This is a genomic window from Streptomyces sp. SS8 (genome assembly GCF_054072955.1).
This window is the reverse complement of the sequence record NZ_JBSVCZ010000002.1, coordinates 269,850-290,463: the sequence shown is the minus strand read 5'-3', so window position 1 is coordinate 290,463 and position 20,614 is coordinate 269,850. Positions and strand designations below refer to the sequence as shown.

Sequence of the window (20,614 nt, the reverse complement as noted above, 5' to 3'; positions counted from 1 at the left end):
GCACCGCGTCAGCGCCCCACCGCGTCAGCCGCGGACCGGATCTCCCATCCTGCCGCACCCGCGCCCCCGTACGGCGGCCCAGGGTCGTCGCGATCTGGAAAAAGCCGCCGCGAGCCTCTTGATCGGCTCGTTAGAGTGATCGTCGTGACGGCCTCGACACCCTCCGCGACACAGCCACCCGCGTTCGCAGTGGCCAGCAGGAACCACTATCGCGCGGCCAGGCTGGCCGCCGAGAAGAACCTGCGGATATCCGCCGATCATCTCGCCGGCCTGGCGGCGGAGTGCGCTGTCAAGGCGATCCTCATCGACTTCCTGGGGTCCCGGCTCAACGCGCGGAACATGCCGGAGAATCCGGAGGTGGAGGCTCTGTACCGTGTCGGCAACACGATGAGGTGGAAGAAGCAGCACGGGCACCTCCCCGAGCTGTGGGAACACCTCACCGCCGTCGCCCACCGCCGCCGGGGAGGCGGATCGGGCGCGCTGTTCACGCAGCTCATCTGGAAGAACCCGTTCGCCGACTGGGACGTCGCGGACCGCTACTGCGACGGCACCGCGATCACCGACGCGGACGTCGTCCAGCACCTCAGGGCCGCGTACGACCTCATCGCCGCCCATGAACAGGCCGGCATCCTGGGCACGAGGACCCACGCATGAGCCGTTCCCGCGCGCGTTTCGACACCGCCTGGCAAGCCGCCCTCGACCACGCCCGGCGGGCGGCGGCGCAGTTCGGCATGGACGTCGTCGTCACCCGGGACGTGCTCGGCCGGGCCTGTCTGCTCATCGATGACCGGGGGCGCGCCCTCGCTCACGACGACCCGGACGTCGTCGCCCTCCGGGACGCGTTCGTGGCCGCCACGCGCCCCTTCACGGGCCTCGAACCCCTCCTCTTCGGCGAAAGGCTCTTCGCACCGGAGCTGTACTTCGACGCCGAGGACCGCGCACCGGTCAGCCCACGGCAAGGCTCCACTGGCAGCGTCCACGTGCTGGAGCGGACCGTCATCGGCACCGACTGGGCCCGGAGCGTCCGCACCCCTGCCGACGGGGCCCTCGGGCGCCGGGACCGAAGGGTGGCGCTGTACGGCTTCAAGGGCGGGGTGGGGCGCACCACCGCCACCGCCGTCCTCGCCCGGCACCTGGCCGGAACGGGCCGCTGCGTGCTCGTGGTGGACCTCGACCTGGAGTCCCCGGGCGTCTCCAACCTGCTGGAGGACCCCGCCGGCCTCCCCCGCCACGGCATCGTCGACCACCTGATAGAAGGCGGCGTCGGCAACGCCGACGGGCTGGAACTGGTGGCACGCAGCTCCGCACTGCCCGTCGACGGCAACGGCGAGGTGTGGCTCGCCCCCGCGGGCGGTCGGCCTCTGGAGCGGGGCGGCGAACCGTACGACTACCTCGCCAAACTGAACCGCATCTACAGCGACCTCGCCGGGCTCAACCCCGGTGACGGCGACCGGCCGTTCGCCGCGCGGCTGGAGGAGGCCATCGCCGCCTGCGAGGACCAGGTGACCCAGCTGTCGCGGCGCCCGGACGTCGTCCTGCTGGACAGCAGGGCCGGCATGCACGACATCGCGGCGGTCACGCTGACCCATCTCAGCGGGCTGGCGCTGCTGTTCGCCGTGGACAACCCCTCCACCTGGGAGGGTTACGAGATGCTGTTCACGCAGTGGCAGCAGCGGCCCGCCCTGGCGCGGGAGCTGAGGGAGCGGCTGCGGATCGTGGCGGCCATGTTCCACTCCGCCGGGGACGCGAAGCGGCTGCCCGCCCTGCGGGACCGCGCCCAGCAGTTGTTCGCCGACACCCTCTACGACCAGCTCGACACGGACGACGAGGACGACGAGCTGTACCACCCTCCCGTGGAGGACGACGACGCGCCGCACGCACCCATCCCGATCCTCTTCGGCAACGACCTGGTGGGGCTGGACCCCCTGCGCAGCCGGGACTGGCCCGAGCTGCCGTTCGTCGAGGCCGCGTACCGGACGTTCACGACTACGGTGGAGCGTCTGCTGCCGCTACCGCACCCCGCCCCGGAGTCCTCATGACCGCCCCGCCGACCACCGACGAGTACCGCACCCTGATCTCCAGGGCCCTCGGTGCCGCACTTGACGCGGACACGGACGGCCCGGACCGGCAACGCCTGTTCACCCCGTCCAGCCACCGCCTCGCGCTCGACCCCGACGTGACCGTGGTCCGGGGCGCCCGCGGCACCGGCAAGACGTACTGGGCGAAGGCGCTGATCGATCCGGAGCTGAGGGAGGTGGCCGCGCGGTCGTACATGATGCCGCGGCTGCGGCGGGTCCGGGTCACCACCGCGTTCAGGACAGGCGGCAACAGTGAGACCCCTTACCCGGGCAAGCGGAAAATCGCCAGGCTGTTGCGGGACGTGATCGATCCCGAGAGCTATGACAACTTCTGGCGCGCGGTCGTTATGATGGCGCTCGAGGTGCCGCAGATCGCGAGCATTCCCGACTGGCCCGACCGTATCCGCTGGGCCGCGGCCAACGAGGACGCGTACGACGACGCGCTCGGCAAGGCCGACCGGGAGGCCCGGGACAGCGGCGAGACGCGCGTGCTGCTCTTCGACGCCCTGGACCACCTCCACGCCGACCGCAGGACCGCCGACCGGCTGGTGTCGGCGCTGTTCCAGGTGGCGCTGGAACTGCGACTGACCACAGGGGCGCTGCGCGCCAAGATCTTCGTACGCCCGGACATGTACGACAGCGCGCCCAAGACGTTCCCGGACGCCTCGAAACTGGGGGCCAACGCGGCTGATCTGACGTGGAGCCGAGAGAACCTCTACGGGCTGCTCTTCCACCGGCTGGGCAATCATCCGAGCAGCGAGGCCGAGAAGTTCCGGGCGCAGTACGGCACGTGGGAGGTGCAAGGTGAGGGGCGGTTCATCGCACCGGTCGACCTGATCGCCGACGAGAAGTGCCAGGAGCAGGCTTTCATCACCTTGGCCGGGCCCTACATGGGAACCGACCGGCGCAAGGGCCACACCTTCACCTGGGTGCCGAACCACCTCCAGGACGGCAAGGGACGGGTGAGCCCGAGGACGTGGCTGCTCGCCCTGCGCACGGCCGCGGACCTGACGGCGGAGCGATATGCCACACAGTCGTACCCGCTGCACTACGAGGCGCTCCGCGAGAGCCTGCACGAGGCGTCGCGGGTCCGGGTGGACGAGCTGAAGGAGGACATCGGCTGGGCCGCCACCGCCATAGAGCAGCTGGAGGGCGGACAGGTACCCATGGAGCCGTCTGTCGTCCGCCAGTACTGGGCGCAGGGCGGACTGGCGGAGATCCTGCGCCGTATGCGGGAGAACGACGACGAGAACAGCGGCCCCCGTGCCACCGACGATCCCTTCGCGCTGATAGAGGAACTGGTGGAACTCGGCGTCCTGACCAAACGCACCAGCGGCGCCCTGGACCTCCCCGACGTGTACCGGCTGGCGTTCAACATCGGCCGCAAGGGCGGGGTGCCCCGCAAGTCCTGAACCGGCGGCCTGGACCCGCTGCGTCAGCCGGTGGCTGCCGGCACCCGCAGCGAGTCCAGGAACTCCTTGTCCAAGTGCTCCCGTTCGCCATCGCCGCCGATCACCTCCACCGTCCGGCCGTCCAGTTTCGGCTCCTGGGCGCGTGTCTCGACCGTGCACAGCAGCCACAGGCCGTGCGGCGCGTCGGCGGGGCGGCGGGCCGCGTTCTGGAGCCGGACCAGGAAGGCGTGACCGCCCTCGTCCCAGTACCGGGCGACCAGGCCGGCGTCGTGGAGGAACAGCACGGTGCGCGGCACGTCGGCGCGGGCCAGCACCGCCTCCTCCACGTGCTGCCAGACCACCCGGACGAAGGACGCCAGCCCCGGCTTGATGTTGCCGGGAGCGGAGAGGCTGTCGGCGCGCAGGACCTTCTGCCAGTCCTGTCCCTTCTCGGCGGCCAGGGCGCGGAAGGCGGTGAGGAACACGGCCGACAGGTCGACGGCCTCGACGGGGAAGGCGGCTGCCACGGTCTCCGCCGCTCCCGCGAACGCCTTCGCCTTCACCGTGAGGGCGAGGAAACCGCCCCGCCCCGCCACGGCGGTGAGTCGCTCCCGTAGCGGGCCGTGCGGGTCCTCCCGGTCGGCCCGGGTGATGGGGGTGGGCGGCTGGTAGCTGGTGAGGGCGCCGGTGGAGCTCCACGGGCCCCGCGACTCCGGCACTCGGGGGAAGAACTTCTCCGCCTCGTCGTCGTAGACGAGGTCGAAGCGCGCCCCTTCCAGGGCGTCCAGCAGTTCCACATGGGTGGGTTCCCGGGAACCCGACACCAGGTCCAGGCCCGGGAAACGGGCGCGCAGCCGCGCCACCAGCTCGGCGACGGTGATCCCCCGGTCGCGGCGGACGCCCGCGCCCGCCTGGGAGATGCGCAGCGCCCGCTCCAGGCTCAGGTCACGCGGGTACAGCTCCAGCCGGGGCGTGGCCGCGACGCCGGGGGCCGTCGCGGCGGCCAGGGACACCAGACGGGTGTCGGCGAGCGGAGCGAGACCGTCGGGTGCGGCCACGGAGCGCAGGACGCGCAGGACCTCGCCGCGGCCGGGCAGCGGGTCCTGCCGTGCCAGTCGTTCGGCGGCCTGGCCGAGGAGCGCCGCGTAGTCCGCCAGCTCCCGCGGGCTGGGGTCGTCCGCGCCCGGCAGGGACTCGGCGGCGAGCAGAACCGTGTCACCCCGCCGGTGCACGGCGAACCGGGGCTCGTGCTGCCCGGCGGGATCCTCGTCCGGGCGCTCGGTGGTTTCCGCGTCGGCGGCGGCCCGGACGACGGCCAAGGCCCTGGCGAGCGTCCGCTCGGGCGTGTCCGCCCCCGCGCCGTGACGGGCCCGGAGTTCGACCGCGGCCTCATCTGCGGTCATCACCCGGCCCACGGACTGGATGATCTCGGTCAGCTCGGTGCGGACCGGGGGCAGCCAGTCCGCCTCCGCCCACTTCTTGATCTCATTGCGGTGGTGCCGGGAGACGGAGGTCTGCTTGATGCCCAGGTGGTCGGCGACACGGGCCTGCACGGGCCAGGCGCCGAGCGGCGAGAGTCCGCCGTCGTCCGGGGGCAGGCCCAGGGTGAGGCGTACGACGTCGGCACGGTGGGACCCCTTGCGGCCCGGCTCGGGGGCGAGGAGCGCGGCCATGTCGTCTATCGACAGGATGCGGGCCTCGTCGGCGCCGGGGGCGGACTGCTTCAGGGCGGCGTCGTCCGACGCCTGCCGACGGGGTGCGTACGGCGCCGCCGGGCGCAGCGCGGTGACCCACTGCTTGCGGCGCCGGTTGAGTTCCTTGCGGACGAGGGCGCCGGCGCCACGCGCCTTGGAGATGGCGTACGGCTGGATGTCCAGCAGTTGCCCGACCGTCGTCGCGCCCAGTCCGCCCGCCACCGATACGGCACGCGGGGACAGGCCGGCGGCGTCCAGCGGTGTCGTCAGGTCGGCCGCCGCCGCGGCGCGGTCGCGGGCCTCCTCCGGGTCGTCGGAGGGGTTGCCGACGGTGGAGGGGGTCGTGGCGGGCGCGGCCGCGTCGGCCGCGCGGAACACCGCCCGCCATGCGTCCCACATCTGCCGCAGCGTGTCGAAGCGCTGCTCGGTGTCGCGGTGCAGCGCACGCTGGAAGAAGGCGGCGAGTCCGTCGCGCAGTGCGGGCTCGAACAGCTCGGTGGCGACGTGAAGTTCGGCCGACTCGTTGGTCAGCGGATCGAGCTGCCCCTCGCCCCACAGCGGACGCTCCCCGCTCGCCATCTCGTGGAGGGTGACGGCGGCGGCGTACCGTTCCGCGTGGTCGTCGTAGTGGGCGCGGCGCATCGAGCCGAGGAACGGGTCGAGGTAGCCCCGCGTGCCGGCCTTCACGTCCCGGTCGGAGGCGTCCGTCAGGGAGAAGTCGAACAGCTTGAGCTGCCAGGTGCGGTCCTTGCGGCGCTGGATGCCGAAGTTGTCCGGTTTGATGTCGCGGTGACGGACGCCCTGCGCGGCGAGCTGGTCCAGGGCGTGGAACAGGTCGTCCGCGAAGCGCTCCAGCTCGTGGTAGGTGAGTTGCCCCTTGCCGCGCAGCCGCTCGCCGAGCGACTGCTCGCCGGCGTACTCCAGCTCCAGGACGGTCCGCCCGCCGAGCTCCCGCAGCCCCTCGCCGCGCAGTTGGGCGACGGAGCCGCCGCCGACCTTGCGGAGCGCCCGTTCCTCGGCGCGCAGCCGCCCCGCCTTCTCCTCGTCGAGGGCGACCTTGAAGACGTGCTCGTCGATCTGGGTGCGGCCGTCCTCGTCCTCGGTGGCCCGCTCCACGAGCAGTGCGCGGGCGGTGGCGCCGGTGCCGAGAACCCGGCGTACCGTCCACTCGGCGTCCAGCGCCTGCCCGGGCACCGCTTCGAGCGGGTCGACGCAGGTCGCCGTCGGTGAGTCGGGGAGGATGCTGGCGCGTTCCGCCTCGTCCAGCAGGTCCAGAAACGCCTCGGCCGAACCGAGCCGTTCGTTGACGTCGGCGCGGGTCGCCCGGAACACCAGGTCGTCGAGGGCGTCGGGCAGGCCGTCGGCCACCGCGAACAGGCGCAGCCCCCCGTCATTGCGGAGCCGTTCGGCGAGGTCGCTGCGCTGGGTGCCCGGCGGCCGACCGGTGAGGATCAGGTAGGCGAGTGCGCCGAGACCGAAGATGTCGAGGTCAGCAGGGTCGGCATACGGCTGATCCGATTCGGGGGCGAGGTAGATGCGGCCCGCGTCCTCGATGAGGGCGGCGTCGAGGGCGGAGCCGCCGATGGAGCGGAAGAACGTGGCGTTGCTGTCGAAGTCCCGCGCCGCCGTCTGCCAGTCGGTGATCCGCAGCTCGGGATTGGCCCCGTCGGCCCGGAACGACACGTAGACGGAGCGGGCCGCGAGCGCCCGGTGATAGAGGGAGCGGTTGTGCGCATAGCGGACCGCCTCGGCGAGCTGCCGGACCAGGTCCAGGCGGACCTCGGGCGTGAGCCTGCCGCCGTAGGTGTCCAGGTACTGGTCGAGGCGGAGATCGCCGTGGCGGTGGCGGAAGAGGATCGCCGGTCCGCCCTGGTGCTCGCGGTAGTCGAGCGCGTCGACGATGCCGCGGTGGGTGATGCCCTGCAGCACCTGGTACTCGCGGAGCGCGGCGCGTTCAGTGGCTCTGCGGGCCGCCTCCGTCGCCATCTGGCTCACCAGATAGATACGGACCCGGCCCTCCTCCTGCACGAGGCCGTCGTCCCGGGTGGCCAGGCGGTCCTCCCAGGACGGTCCGGCATCGAGCGGGTGCGCCTCCATCTTCCAGGCGTCACCGAAGCGGAGGTGGGCTGTGGACTGGCGGATCCCGATCGCCTTGAGCAGCTGCGGCAGGGTGTGCCGCGAGAACTCCGGCGTGATGCGCCGGTCGGGACGGTCCGGAGGCAGACCGAGGAAGTCCTGCCAGATCCGCTTCAGGCCGCTGCCGCCGTCGTCACGGCCGTAGACCTTGATCTGCTGGACCTCGTCCAGGTGGCTTTCCAGGTCGGGCGACGACAGGAACACGGCGGGCTCGACGCGCGGGACCACCCGCTCGGAGAGGCCCAGTTTGCGAGCCGCCCACTGGAGCTGGCTCTTCAGCTCCTTGGACTTCAGGTCGGTCAGGTGCAGGGGGTTGTTGATGGTCCGCATACGGTCGGGTCCCTGGAAGTTCCAGGTCGACCCGGTGTTGCGGAGCTGCCCCGGATGCCCCTTGATCTCGATGAGGAAGAGGCCGGCGGGAACGGCGACCAGCAGGTCGCACTCGTTGACGCGGCCGGACATCGCGGTGAAGGAGAACGTGGCCCAGGCGCGGAAGGGCTCGGCCTGCGGCATGAGAACACGCACATGCTCCAGCGCGTCCTGCTCCCACGGGTACGGCGAGGGACGCTCCTGAAACCACTGCCGGGCGGGGCGCGGCGGACCGGGCTTGGGCGCGCCGGGCCTCGGTGCCGACGTGCCTGACTGAGCTGTCACCGTCCGGCCTCCCCAGGCTTTCCTCACGGGCCACGATGCAAAAGTGCCTGGTCGAGCCTATCGCGAGAGGAAGCGGCCGAAACCGGTTTGTGGACGGGAGCGGAGCCCCTGCTGGGCAGGAGCCGGGGCATTTTCAGCCACTCACCGGTGGCAGGCGAACGCGCCGCGTAACCTCGCAGGCATGGAGCCACCCGCACCCGGGGCAACGCGGGACGCCGTACCGCAGGATCAGGCAGCGCAGGACGCTCACAGCGAAGCTCGTCGGCGGCTGGACGCGTACACCTACCTCAGCGCGCCCGAGCGGCTGGAGCACGTCGCGATCATGCGGGTCTTCTGTGGGACCCTGCTGGCGGACCTGGCCGTCCCGGACATCGTGGCGAAGCTGCGCGAGGCCGGTGGCCCTGGTGCGGGGCTCGACGCCGACACCCTCACGGACCGGCTGGAGAAGCTGGTGCAGTGGGGAAACCTGTTGCGCAGCAGCCACACGGTGAAGGCGTCCAGCATCAGCGAGTACCAGCGGTCCCGCTCGCGCTACCAGTTGTCGAAGCTGGGCGAGCGCATCCAGCGGGACGCCGACGGGGTCCTGGCCGAGGCCGACGCCGCCCGTGAGGTGAGCAACGAACTGCTGGCACTGGTCGAGCGCGGGCTCCGGGAGCTGGCCGAGCTGGTGACCGCGCCCGGCGGCATCGAACCGCAGGGCGGGCTGGAGCGAGTCAGCACACTGTTCGTGCAATTCGCCGAGTTCGCGGACTCCGTCCGGGACTTCTACGCCTACCTCGGCCAGGTGCTGGCCCGGTACGACCTGGACAGCGCCGAGTACCAGGGCTTCAAGGAGCTGCTCCTCGACTACGTCGAGGCGATCACGGAGGACGTGGCGTTCCGCGCACCCCGTATCTCGGGGGCGCTGGACACCCTGTGGCCGCACCTTCCGGGCCTGTTGGCCCGGCTGGACGCCCACGCGCAGGGTCTCGCCGGGCTGTCGCCTCAGGGCGACGGCCGTCCGGAGACGCGGATCCAGCGCAGCCGTGGGCGCGAACTGGCGGACTGGGAGGGCCTGCGCGGCTGGTTCAGCGACACCGACGGCCACGGCAGCCAGGTCGACCAGCTGCGGGACGCCACCCTGCGGGCGTTGCAGTCGCTGCTCGCCAACGCCAAGCGGATGCTGAGGTCGGCCACCGGGGAGATGTCCCGGCGCAGGGATCTGCTGCGGCTGGCCCGATGGTTCGACGAAGCGGCACCGCAGGATGCGCACGACATCGCCGTCGCCGCCTTCGGGCTGTACGGCGCCCGTCACCTGGGCATACCCCCGGCCACCGACGAGGTGGTGCCCGCTGCCACGAGCTGGTGGACCGGCCCGGTCGTCGAGGTGCCGGTGGCCCTGCGCGAAAGGGGCAGCCGCGCCCCGCGGGGCCGGACGTCCTCGGCGGAGGACCACTCCGCGCAGAAGCAGCGGCTGCGGGAGGCCGCCCGTCAGCGGGCCGCGGACCGGGCAGCGGCGGCGGACGAACTGCGCAGCGCCTCGGGCCGGTTCACCGAGGTGCGTCTCACCTCGGCAGCGCTCGGACTGCTCCTGGAGCTGCTGGCCACCGCACTCGGGAACGCTCAGCTCCGGCGTCACGCCGGCCCGGACGGGGAGCGGGCGACGGAATTCGACCTCGACGCGGCGCACAGCGAGGACGCCGAGCTGGGCATCCGGCTCACCGTGCGACGCACCGCGGGGACGCGGTGCGTCCTGCACTCGGCCGACGGCGATCTGCTGCTGGAGGATCTGGAGCTCGACATCGGCCGCATCTCCGCCACGGCCGACGGCGAAGCCGAGGTGAGCGTGTCATGACCCTCCCCTCGGCACACGACGTCGCCCTGGCCGCCGAGCGCCGCAGCGCCGCCCGGCTGCTGCTCGCCCACCCGCTGGTCACGTCGGACGGTCCCCACGCCGACCTCTTCCCGCTGATCCGCAGGCATGCCGACTGGCTGGGCAAGCGTTTCCAGCAGGTGCTCGGTTACCGTCTGCTGGTGGACAGCTCCTACGCCCGGCTGTTCAAGGCCGGCCTGGGGGCGGGCGCGGGACACCGGCTGGAGCGCTCCACCGGCACCCCCTTCACCCCTCACACGTACGCCTGCCTGGCGCTGGCCCTGTCAGTGCTGGTGACCGCCCCCGAGCAGATGCTGCTGTCACAGCTGGTGGCCGACATCAGGGCCGCTGCGGCAGACGCGGGCATCGAGCTGGAGGAGACGGGCCGGGCGGCCGGGAAGCGGACCTTGGTCGCGGCGCTGCGTCAGCTGGTCCAGTGGGGCGTCCTCATCGAGATCGAGGGCCATGTGGCCGCGCTTGTGCAGGAAGCGGGCGGAGAAGCCCTGATCACGGTCGATCGGGAGCTGGCCCGCGTCGTCGTCGCCGGGCCGCTCTCCCAATCACGCGACGGAGCCGATCTGGTCCGGCGGGCAGCGGACCCGGGGTTCGGCGGGCCGCGCACCTATGTGCGCCGGATGCTCGTCGAGACACCCGTCGTCCATCTCGACGAGCTGACCGATGCCGAACGCGACTGGCTGCGCACCCGGCAGCGCCGGGAGGCCCAGGCGTTCTCCGAACTCCTCGGTCTGGAGATGGAGATCCGCGCCGAGGGAGTGGCGCTGGTGGACCCCGAGGACGAGCTGACGGATCTGCACCTGCCGGGCACCGGGACCGTCGCGCAGGCCGCGCTGCTGGTGGTGGAGCGGCTCGTGGAGCGGCTTCGGCCGCAGGAGCCCGGACATCCGGCGACCGGAGGGACGCTCGTCATCGGAGTGGCTGTCCCGGACGGCCTGGTGGATGAGCTGCTGGCCGAGCTGATCGCCGAGTACGGGCGGCGCAGCAACTGGCAGCGCGGCTACCTGGAGGACATTCCCGCCCTGCGGGAGGCCGTGCTGGACCTGCTGGTCCGCATGCGGCTGATGGCCCGCGCCGGCCGGCTGCGCGCCGAGGGAGAAGGGCTGCCGGAGGGGTACGCCGAAGAGGCGCCGGAAGGGCGCACGGTGACCGATGTCCGCGGGGCGCGGCCCGGCGGCGATGGCTGGGTGCTGCTGGCCGCGGCGGCACGCTACGCCACCCACGTCACCGTGCGCCCGGCCACCGCAACCGGCAAGGGCGCCGACATCCAGGAGGAGTTGCCGCTATGACCGCCGATGCACGTGCCCCTGTCCCGCTGCCGCGTTCCGGCTCCGCGACGACCGCCGGCACCCGCTTCCGGTTGCACCGCGCGGGCATCCACAACGTCTGGCAGTACGACGAGCAGGAGTTCGCCTTCGGCGACGGGCGGCTGCTGCTGCGCGGCAAGAACGGCGCGGGGAAGTCCAAGGCCCTGGAGATGCTGCTCCCGTATCTGCTGGACGGCGACTCCCGGGCACTGGATGCCACGGGCACCGGCCGGACCACTCTCGCCTGGCTGATGCTGGACGGGTTCGAGCAGACCAACCGGCTCGGCTACCTGTGGGTGGAGTTCCGGGGCACGACCGACGACGGCGACCCCCGCCACCTCACGCTCGGTGCCGCCGTCCGTGCCTCGAAGTCGACGCAGAAGGCGCTGCCGACGTTCTTCGTCACCCCGCTGCGCGTCGGCGAGGACCTGCACCTGGTCGAAAACGGCAAGCCCCTGCCGGTCGACCGTCTCAAGGAGATCGTCGGCTCCGACAACACGACCGAACGCGCGGTCCTCCACCGCTCCCGGGTGGCCCGGGAACTGTTCGGCATCACCGACGCCACCCGCTACCGCAACCTCACCCAGCTCCTCCACCGGCTGCGGCGCCCCACCGTCGGGGACCGCATCGAGCACGGGGGCCTGGCCTTGCTGCTGAGCGAGACCCTGCCGGGACTCGACGAGGAGGTGGTCGAGAAGGTGGCGCGCAACCTCCACGACCTCGACACCGTACGCGACGAGCTCGGCCGCCTGGAGCGTACCGATGCGGCGCTGCGCACTTTCCTCACCAGTTACCGCGGCTACCTGGCCGGAGTCCTGCGCACCTTCGCGCAGGCGGTGAGCCGGGAACTGGACGTCCTCGCGCAGCGACGCCGGGCAGCCGGAGACGCCGCACAGCGGACCAGCGAGCTGAGGACACAGGAAGAGGAGTCGGAAGCCCGGCTGGAAACCCTGCGCGAGGAGGAGGAGGCCGCCCGGACCGATCTCGCCGCCCTGCACGCCAGCCGCGCCTACCGCAGCCTGCGCGAACTGTCGGAGCGCCGCAGCACGGTGGAGGCGCTGCACACCGCCGCCGTGGCCTCCTACACCGCCCTCGGCAACGCACATGGCGCAGAAGAAGGCGCGGCCGAGCGGCTGGCCGACGGTGTCGAGCACCTCGGGAGCCGGCTCACCGAACTGGGCACCGAACACCGGGAACTGCTGGCGCAGGCGGAGAAGGCCGGGCTTCCCACCGGCCATCTCGGCGAGGCAGTCGCTCTGCCCCGCACGGTCCGCTCCCAGGCCGTCGAGACCGAGCTGACCGCTCCGGACGGGGAGACGCACATCGTGCAGCACCGGCCGGTTGTCCGCGTGGACACGGCCACGGTGCGGGACGGACTGCGCTCCTGGCAGGCTCAACTGGAGGACGCCGAGACGGTCGTGAAGAACCGGACCCGGATGGTCCAGGAGGTGACGCGTCTCATCAAGCGGGCCGAGGAGGTCCGGATCCGGGCAGCGCAGGCCGATGCCGAGCGGGAACGGCTGGAGGGTGAGGCGGAAGAGGCCGCCGGCCGGCTTGAGGCCGGCCGCGAGAAGGTCGCCGAGGAGAGCGGTGCATATGCCCACCAGGTCGCCGAGTGGGTCACCCGCACGCAGGCCGCCGTCGGACCCGACTGCCCGTCGCTGGACGCCGTCCGCACCGCGGTCACCTGCGAGAGCTCCACCGACGCCCCGTTCGCGGACCGCACGCTCCCGCCCGACATCGACAGCCAGGTGCGGCAAGCCGCTCACGCCGCACTGGAGCCTTACGGCGAGGAACTCACCGGGCACCGGGACGCCCTGGCACTCGCCGCCGGCCGGCTCGGCGAAGAACTCGACCGCCTGGCGAGTCAGAAGCAGGACTGGGAGCGGCGTACCGATCCCGAGCCGCCGGTTCCCTACCACCGCGTCGCCGAAAGGACACCGGGCAGCGGAGCACCCTTCTACCGGCTGGTGGACTTCACGGATGACCTGAATCCCGCCGACCGGGCCGGTCTGGAGGCGGCGCTGGAGGCCGGCGGGATCCTGGACGCGTGGGTCGGCGCGGACGGCGCCCTTGTCGATCCCCGCACCCGTGACACTCTGCTGCGCCCCGGCCCCGCGTTGCCGGACGGGCCGACCCTCGCCTCGGCCCTGCGCCCTGCGCCCCAAGCGGGGTGCGGCGTCACATCCGAGCAGGTAGAACGCCTGCTGGTCGCCATCACGCTCGCACCTGCCGAGGAAACGAACGCTCACGACGCGGTGTACTACGACGGAAGCTGGCGTCTGGGCATCCTCAGCGGCCGGCACCACAAGAAGGTCGCCGAGTACGTGGGAGCCGCCGTACGCGCCGAGACCCGGCGACGCATCCTCGCCGAACTGGAGGAGCGGCTCACGCAGACGCGGCAGCGGCTGGCCGACGCCCGTCACGAACTCGCCGAGGCCGATGCCCGGCGCCGGGCCCTCAGGCGCGCGGAGCAGGACTTCCCCCGGGCACGAGGTCTCGCCGACGCCTGGAACAGAACCGACTCGGACGAGAGGGCACTGCACGACCTGACCGCCAAGGCGACCCGCGCGGCCCGGTCGGCCGAGGAAGCACGCGCTCTCGCCGTAGCGACGCGCGCCGAGGCGAATGCCACCGCCACCGCCCATGACCTGCCCAGCGACCCCGCCGAACTGGAACGCGTACGCACCGCGCTGGCCGCCCTGCTCACCGGCATCGGACATCTGCGCAGGGCAGTCGGCAGCACGGGCGAGCGGCTCGGCGCCCATCACGCCGATGCCGAGCGGTACGAACGCGCCCTTGACGACCGCCTGGCCGCGGAGGAGAACTACCGGCTCCGCCTCACCGGACTGCGTACCGCACAACAGGACCTGCACACCCGCGAGGAGGCCATCGGGGCGACCGAAGACGAGATCCTCACCCGCGAGCAGGAGACCAGGCAACGCATCGCACACGCTGTCCAGGCTGTCCCAGCGGCACGACGAACTCGCGACGAACTCCACGACCTGCGTGTGCGTGCGGAAGAGGAGGAGAAGCGCCTGCGTGGTGATCTGGCCGGCCAGGAGACGGCGGTCATCGGCACCGGCAGCATCCTTCGCGGCGCACTCGGCCGGCCGGAGGTGGTACGCGGCGCCGGACTGGACCGGTCCGCGCTGCCCGAGGACGTGGCGGACGATCCCGGCTCGGACGTCCGCAACCGTCTACGCGCGCTACAGGCTCTGGCCGACGCGGTGGAACAGGCCCTCGGCCGCCCGAAAGGCGAAGTGTCGGACAGCACCCTGCTCAACCGGCACACCGACCTGCGCGACCAACTGGCCGGCGGGTTCGACGCACAGCTGGAGGAACGCGACGGGATCAAGGTGTGCCGTCTGATCGACGACCACGGTTCCCACGATGTCGCGGCCGTGGGCGAGCGGATCGCCGTCCAGGCCGCCGAGGCCCGGGGGCGGCTCACCGAGCGCGAACGTGAGGTGTTCCAGCGGTTCCTGACCGGCGAGCTCGGCGACCACCTCTCGGCCCAGGTCGTCACCGCGGCGAATCTGGTCGCGGCTCTCAACGACACCCTGCGGACCGTACGCACCTCCCACGGTCTCGGTGTGGAACTACTGTGGAAGCTGGACGAGGACGTGGACGCGGACGTGAGGGCCGCCGTCGAGCTGCTGCGCAGCCCGTCGAGTCTGCGCACACGCGAGCAGACCGAACAGCTCCGCGAGGTACTGCAACGCCGGATCGAGGACGCCCGACGGGCCGATCCGTCGGCCGGTTACGCCGCCCATCTGCGGACCGCGCTGGACTACCGCGACTGGTTCCGCTTCCACACCTTCGTGGTCGAGGACGCCGCCCCGGGGCGCAGGCGCAAGCTCACCGGCCGCACCGGGCTCAGCCAGGGCGAGCAGCGAGTGCTCTCCTACCTCGTGCTCTTCGCCGCGGCCGCCGCCCACTTCACCAGTCTCGCGGAGTCGGCGCCGCAAGCACCGCGGCTGATCCTGCTCGACGACGCCTTCGCCAAGGTCGACGAACCCACCCACGGGCGACTGGGGCGCATCCTCGTCGACCTCGATCTCGACTTCGTCCTCACCAGTGAACGGCTCATGGGCAACTGGCCGGAGGTGCCGTCCCTGCACATCTACGAGTGCCTCCGTGATCCCCATGCGCGCGGGGTGGCCACTCTGCACTACACCTGGAACGGCCGGCATCGGCGTCTGGTGTCTGTATGAGCAAGCTGCCCGCCACGACACGGGACTGGCTGGCCGGTCCCGGGCTCACCCGGCTCTGGGAGTCGGTACGCAAGCGCCTGGAAGGCAACGGCCTACAGGCCACCGGTTCCCTCCGGCTGACCTCGGTGACCCCCCGGGAGCGCAACGACCTGTCCCTCCTGCTGGGCAAACCCCTCACGGGTGCCGCCGTGACCGTGCACCTCGACACGCTCGACGCCCGACTGCGCGCCTCGGCCGCCGGACTCGGGCTCACAGGAGTCCTTGAGGAACTGGGCCCGCCGCTCACCGACCGTCGTGCCGTCCGCGCGGGCATCGCGGCCCGGCGCGAGCACGTCTGGTCGTCGCTCACCTCGGCACTGGACGCCTCTCCGCTCGCCGACCAGGACTGGGCCCGGCAGTGGTACGGCCTGCTGCGCTGTACCGGCGTTCCGAGAGGAGTGCCGCCCGAAACGGCGGTACGAACGCTTCAGCAGGCGGTCCAAGTCCTGACCGTCCTGCTCGGCCCGGAGCGGGGTGGCACCCGAGGCCGAGGAGAACTCGCCGCCATGACGACCGGCTCCGCGCACGGCCTGGACGACGGCACCTGGCTCGCACGTCTCGTCCAGCGCGGCATCGCCCTCGCCCATGGCACCGAGTTCCCCGGCGACGCGGCCGGCCGGCGCGCACTGTGGCGGCTGGTGTCCGTCACACCGGACGAGGTCTCCAGCACAGTGCTGACCTACGGGCTGCGGCCCGTCGGCGGGGGCTGGCGGGAGCAGGCCCTGCGGGAGCGAGCCGCCCATCACGCCGAAACCCACCTCACACTGCGCGATCTGCACGGCCTGCGGCTGCGACTGCCCGCCGGAACAGCGATCCACGTCTGTGAGAATCCGCGCGTGGTGGAGGCCGCGGCCGACGCGGCTTGCGTCCGCCCCCTGGTGTGCACTTCCGGCAGCGCCACCACGGTGGTCCTCACACTCCTCGACGCCCTCGCCGCCACCGGCTGCCGTTTCGCGTACCACGGAGATTTCGACTGGCCGGGCATCGCTCTGGCGAACCGGATCATCCGCCGCTACGGAGCCCAGCCATGGCGCATGGGTGCCGAGGACTACGAGCACCTGGCCGCTCACAGCCAGACCGAGGGAATCCCTCAGCTGCCGCTCGACGGCCAGCCCGTCAACGCGACCTGGGATCCGGGTCTCGCCCCCGCCATGACCGCCTTCGGCGTCGCGCTCCACGAGGAGGCCACCCTCGACCTTCTGGTGGACGACCTGTCGGCCGGAGGCAGGAACGCCTGAAGGCGCACAGCAGATGCTCAGGGTGCGAGCCCGGGGCTCCGGAAGCCGGCCGCCTACCTGATGTCGATCATCCGGACCGGCTGCCCGGTGGTGCGGGCGATGGTTTCGAAGTCTCGGTCGTAGTGCAGCAGTGTGAGTCCTGCTTCTTCCGCGGCCGCGGCCACGAGAAGGTCGACGGCTCCGGCGCTGCGATGCTCCCCCTTGGCCGTGAGCCCGCGCTGGACGACGCGGGCGCGCCGGTAGACGCCGTCGGGCATGGGGCACCAGGTGAACTGGTTCAGTCGTCCCTGGACGGCTTCACGGTCCTTCTCGGAACGTGCGGAGTAGAGCACTTCCAGTTCGGTGAGGTCACACAGGGCGACCAGTCCGGCGCCCACCCGCTGCTCCCAGTCCTCGGTTGCCCGGCGCAGCAGGAGACGGACCAGGGCCGACGTGTCGATGAGGTAGTCGGCCACGCTCACCGGGCGGAACCACCTCGGTAGTTGCGCTTGTCGAGGAGGAGTTCGGCGTCAAGAGCGCCTTCGTCCGCGAGGTCCTGCAGTTCGTGCAGGGCCCGCAGGCGGCGGTTGCGGGCCACGATCTCCCGCAGGGCGGTGTTGATGGTGTCCCGCTTCGTGGAAGTGCCCAGCTCTTTTGCCGCTGCCTCCAAGGCGTCGTCGTCGAGGTCGATGACGGTTCTGCTCATGAGCGCCACCTTCATATACATCAATCAATGTATCAATATACATGACTCAATGTATCACGGGGCGGTCCAGGCCGGTCCGGACGTCTGCGGACCGGTGAGCACACCACTGACAGCAGGAGGCAAGGTCCCCCGCGGCCGAGGCGGACCGATTCCGGTCCGGTGCGAGCAGGTCTCGCCGGTGCCGTCTACGCCGCACCGGCTGCCTCGGCCGCAGCCGCCGGCTGAAGCAGCCGGGCCAGTTCCTCACGCCCGCGCCTGATGACATCGAGCGCCGATGCCGGATCCGTACCCGGCGGCAACGGAGTATCGGTGAGCACATCCGTAAGCGTGTACCGGCCGAGCAGCCACCGCTGCAGTGCACGCCAGTCGGTGCCCCGGTTGAAGGGAAAGTTGTTCGCCCATGGCGATGCCTCGTACCGGGTACCGTCGGTGCCGTTCGCGTGGAGCAGCCCGGAGCGGCGCACCAGGCACGGGAAGCAGACGCCGCAGTTGGCGATGGGAGGGCCACCGCTGCGGCGGGTGGGCGGCTTGCCGCAGCTCAGGGTGGACTCCAGGTCTGCCGGGGTGAGGCCCGCGTCGCGCCCTGCCCTGCACACCTCGCCTTTCGTCAGCTGAGCCAAGGGATTGACCACTCGTACCGCGCTCCCGGCGTCGCTCACGGCGGCAATCACAGCGTTCAGACCGGCCAGCGTCCGCGGGTGCACGGAACGGGTGGAGCAGGCGGCCGAACGCGCGGGCGTCAGAGGTGGATTGAGGGCGACCTGGCCGTTCTCGGGAATGTGGACGGTGGCCACTCCGTGCGCGGTGGCGGCACGGATCGCTCCCGCCGCGTACAGCAGGCCGCGGGTGCGGGAGGAGGTCTCCAGCCGCAGCCCGGAGCCGTCGCCCGCCGGGGTCTGGCTCATCGGTAGCAGTATCATCGGCCGTGGTCCGCCCAGTCGCTCGACGGCCTTGTACACCCGCTGCTGGAGACGCAGCAGGCCGATCTCACGGAACATGACGAGCAGCAGCGGCCGGGGGTCGTCGGCGCGCGAGCGGGTGGCGGCCCAGCTGAGGGAATCCAGCCCACCGGAGAACAGCGCGACTTCCGAGGCGCGAGAGTCACCGGGGAAGATCATCGCCTCCTCGACCCGATGACCGGCGAGAGGCCGGAAGTCCACATTCCAAAGGTCCCCGGTGAGGATCTGGAGGAGCGCGGTGAAGCGGGCGCGGACAGCCGCGCTCTGCCACCGCTCGTACTCCGTGACGGGCACGGTGAGGCTGATGCGGCGGGTCCACCGGTCCTGGACGCCGGTCCGGCGTACGTATTTGTCGGCGATGAACGCGGCCCTGGCGACGCGGAACAGGTCCTCGGCCCAGTCGGGGACTGGACCGGGCAGGTGGTGCCGGCCGGTGACGCGGCGCTCCTTCTCCTGGAAGGCTTCCTCGCCGATCTCCTTCCAGCGTGCATCGCGAGGCCGGTCCCCGCGGTGGCCGCGCCACCAGAGGAAATGGTCGGACCCGGTCATGCCGCGGCTCCCTCTTCTCCGGTGGCCTCGTCAGTGATCAAGCCGAGTACCCTGCCGACCGCCCGCGGTACCAGCGACGCGGCGATACTGGGGAGCACGGCTGACGGATCCTGTGCACCGCCCACTACCGGCTGCGCGGTGTCCACGGTCTCTGGGAGATCCGTCGCTTCAGCGGCCACCTCGCAGGGATTCGGCACCAGATCCACCGTCTTCTCCGCGACCCAGTCGGCGATCCTGCCTTCCGGATCGGTCGCGATGAGCACCGGCACTGCCATTTTGACGTGCTCGGCAACAACGGACCGGAGGAATTCCCCCACCAAATCGGCGAAGAACACCTGGTAGAGATCGCACAGGATGTCCCAGGCGAAGCCGCCGTGCGCGGCACCCGCGTCCATGGCGTCGTCCAGTTCGGGGTGCCTGTCGCGGACATCGCGGACCGCAGCGGCCACACCCCTGCGCACCGCGGCGTCGGCGAGTGTGCCGCCCTCTCCGCCGACCTCTAAGACGAGACGTGCGACGAGCGCGTCCGCCGACTCGGCGCCCTCAGTGGCCAGCGAGCTCAGGGCCCCGGCGAGCCGCTCACCGGCCGCACAGGCCGCGTCGTACAAGCCGAAAGCCGATCGATCGGCACGGAGCGTCTCGTGCAGGGCACGCAGATGGTCCGCGGCGATCTCCTCCAGACGCTGATCCGCGTTGCGCGAGTCCGCCCGCCAGCGCGCCAGCCGTCTCGCAGCGGAACTCCACCGGTCGCCATTCGGCCCCTTCCACCGCGTGGACGTCCCCACAGCACCCCCAGCCCGACAGTGTCCCTCCCTGCTCTTCCCGGTCATGGCATCAGACCGGACGATTCCCAGGTAGGGCGCGACTCGGCCAGGGCGGCGCGGACCGGACTGGGAGCCGCCTGGGAGCCGACCTGCCCCCGGAAACCCTCCGGAGCCACCCGAGACCACGACAGCCTGACGCCTTGACCAGGGGAAATGTCATCCGTGCTGGCACGGCTCGCCAACCGGACCTCGTTCGGGACGAAGAGGTCGTGGGTTCAAATCCCGCCACCCCGACAGCCGAAACACCAGGTCAGGGGCCTGATCCGCGAGAGCGGGTCGGGCCCCTGAACGGTTTCATGGGGCGCTCTCGGGAGCCGCTTGGGAGCTGGGCGAATCCCGCCCGAGCGCTTTGCGGTCGGGCGACCCGTCTTTGCCCGGCCGGTGCGCTGCTATGTCGACGCTCCCGCCACTATGCCCAGCAGTGTGAGCGTGTAGAAGGCCGTGCTCCAGGCCAGCGCGTGGCGTATGCAGCGGTATTTGGTCCAGGCGATCTGGGACAGGGCCGCCAGTTGGCTCAGGTCCCGGGACACCGGGTCGGTGCGGCGGACCGTACGCTCCAGGTGTGTGACCGACATCGCGAGCCTGACGTCACCGAAGTAGTGGGTGCGGAAGTGGTGGGACTTTCCGAGCCGCGGGGTCACGGCCAGGCCGAGCAGGACGATCGCCGGTACGCAGGCGGCGCAACCCACCCAGAGGAAGAGTTGCGGGACTACGGCGTACCCCCGTGGGGCGATGACGCCGCTGCCGATCGCGCCGAGCAGGGCGGTCAGGGACGCCCCGAGGGACGCCAGCATGAGGCCGGCCTTGTTGTCTGCCTTCACGAGTTCCTCACGGGCCTCGGCCAGCAGGATCCTGGCGAGTTCCGCGCCGCGGTCGGCAGCGGCTGCGGTGTCCGGATCCCTGGCGGCGTCCGGGGCTGCGTCGGCATCGCCTCCGGGTGTGGTCATGCTCTGCCCTTCCGTTCCGTCGGTGTCGG

The 20,614-nt window shown here is 71.5% G+C and carries 13 protein-coding genes; 7 read left to right on the top strand and 6 right to left on the bottom strand.

Annotated elements, in window-relative coordinates:
* The first annotated feature begins 144 nt into the window (after positions 1-144).
* From ACW69E_RS03180 to ACW69E_RS03170, 3 genes are read left to right on the top strand one after another with little or no spacing between them, the layout of a single operon-like run.
* Positions 145-654, top strand: coding sequence for a hypothetical protein (locus tag ACW69E_RS03180; protein ID WP_457496620.1), 510 nt, complete (start codon positions 145-147; stop codon positions 652-654).
* Positions 651-2,039, top strand: a complete 1,389-nt coding sequence (locus ACW69E_RS03175) for a KGGVGR-motif variant AAA ATPase (protein ID WP_457496619.1) — start codon at positions 651-653, stop codon at positions 2,037-2,039. Before ACW69E_RS03180 ends, ACW69E_RS03175 begins: the two co-directional genes overlap by 4 nt.
* On the top strand, positions 2,036-3,490 hold the full coding sequence (locus ACW69E_RS03170) for a hypothetical protein (protein ID WP_457496618.1): 1,455 nt from the start codon (positions 2,036-2,038) through the stop codon (positions 3,488-3,490). The genes ACW69E_RS03175 and ACW69E_RS03170 overlap by 4 nt, the downstream gene beginning before the upstream one ends.
* Before the next feature lie 23 nt (positions 3,491-3,513).
* Here the strand turns inward: ACW69E_RS03170 and pglW are convergent, their stop codons facing one another.
* Entirely contained in the window at positions 3,514-7,953 is a 4,440-nt protein-coding gene (gene pglW / locus ACW69E_RS03165) for a BREX system serine/threonine kinase PglW (protein ID WP_457496617.1), read from the bottom strand.
* A 181-nt stretch (positions 7,954-8,134) separates the two neighbouring features.
* Here pglW and ACW69E_RS03160 point away from each other — a divergent pair, with 181 nt between their 5' ends.
* From ACW69E_RS03160 to ACW69E_RS03145, 4 genes are read left to right on the top strand one after another with little or no spacing between them, the layout of a single operon-like run.
* The gene (locus ACW69E_RS03160) at positions 8,135-9,787 is read left to right on the top strand and encodes a TIGR02677 family protein (protein WP_457496616.1); all 1,653 of its coding nucleotides are present in this window, start codon (positions 8,135-8,137) and stop codon (positions 9,785-9,787) included.
* Positions 9,784-11,109: a TIGR02678 family protein gene (locus tag ACW69E_RS03155; protein ID WP_457496615.1), complete on the top strand. Its 1,326-nt coding sequence runs from the start codon at positions 9,784-9,786 to the stop codon at positions 11,107-11,109. The genes ACW69E_RS03160 and ACW69E_RS03155 overlap by 4 nt, the downstream gene beginning before the upstream one ends.
* On the top strand, positions 11,106-15,344 hold the full coding sequence (locus ACW69E_RS03150; protein ID WP_457496614.1) for a TIGR02680 family protein: 4,239 nt from the start codon (positions 11,106-11,108) through the stop codon (positions 15,342-15,344). Before ACW69E_RS03155 ends, ACW69E_RS03150 begins: the two co-directional genes overlap by 4 nt.
* Positions 15,341-16,621, top strand: a complete 1,281-nt coding sequence (locus ACW69E_RS03145) for a TIGR02679 family protein (RefSeq protein WP_457496613.1) — start codon at positions 15,341-15,343, stop codon at positions 16,619-16,621. The genes ACW69E_RS03150 and ACW69E_RS03145 overlap by 4 nt, the downstream gene beginning before the upstream one ends.
* A gap of 53 nt (positions 16,622-16,674) precedes the next feature.
* Here ACW69E_RS03145 and ACW69E_RS03140 read toward each other — a convergent pair whose 3' ends face one another.
* The 5 genes from ACW69E_RS03140 to ACW69E_RS03120 form a co-directional block, all read right to left on the bottom strand.
* The gene (locus ACW69E_RS03140) at positions 16,675-17,082 is read right to left on the bottom strand and encodes a PIN domain-containing protein (RefSeq protein ID WP_457496612.1); all 408 of its coding nucleotides are present in this window, start codon (positions 17,080-17,082) and stop codon (positions 16,675-16,677) included.
* Entirely contained in the window at positions 17,079-17,306 is a 228-nt protein-coding gene (locus ACW69E_RS03135; RefSeq protein ID WP_093851651.1) for a type II toxin-antitoxin system VapB family antitoxin, read from the bottom strand. The genes ACW69E_RS03140 and ACW69E_RS03135 overlap by 4 nt, the downstream gene beginning before the upstream one ends.
* A 185-nt stretch (positions 17,307-17,491) precedes the next feature.
* The gene (locus tag ACW69E_RS03130; RefSeq protein WP_457496611.1) at positions 17,492-18,814 is read right to left on the bottom strand and encodes a 7-cyano-7-deazaguanine synthase; all 1,323 of its coding nucleotides are present in this window, start codon (positions 18,812-18,814) and stop codon (positions 17,492-17,494) included.
* Complete coding sequence (locus ACW69E_RS03125) at positions 18,811-19,599, bottom strand: hypothetical protein (RefSeq protein ID WP_457496610.1); 789 nt, start codon at positions 19,597-19,599, stop codon at positions 18,811-18,813. Before ACW69E_RS03125 ends, ACW69E_RS03130 begins: the two co-directional genes overlap by 4 nt.
* A gap of 428 nt (positions 19,600-20,027) precedes the next feature.
* Complete coding sequence (locus ACW69E_RS03120) at positions 20,028-20,585, bottom strand: Pycsar system effector family protein (protein ID WP_457496609.1); 558 nt, start codon at positions 20,583-20,585, stop codon at positions 20,028-20,030.
* Positions 20,586-20,614: the final 29 nt, after the last annotated feature.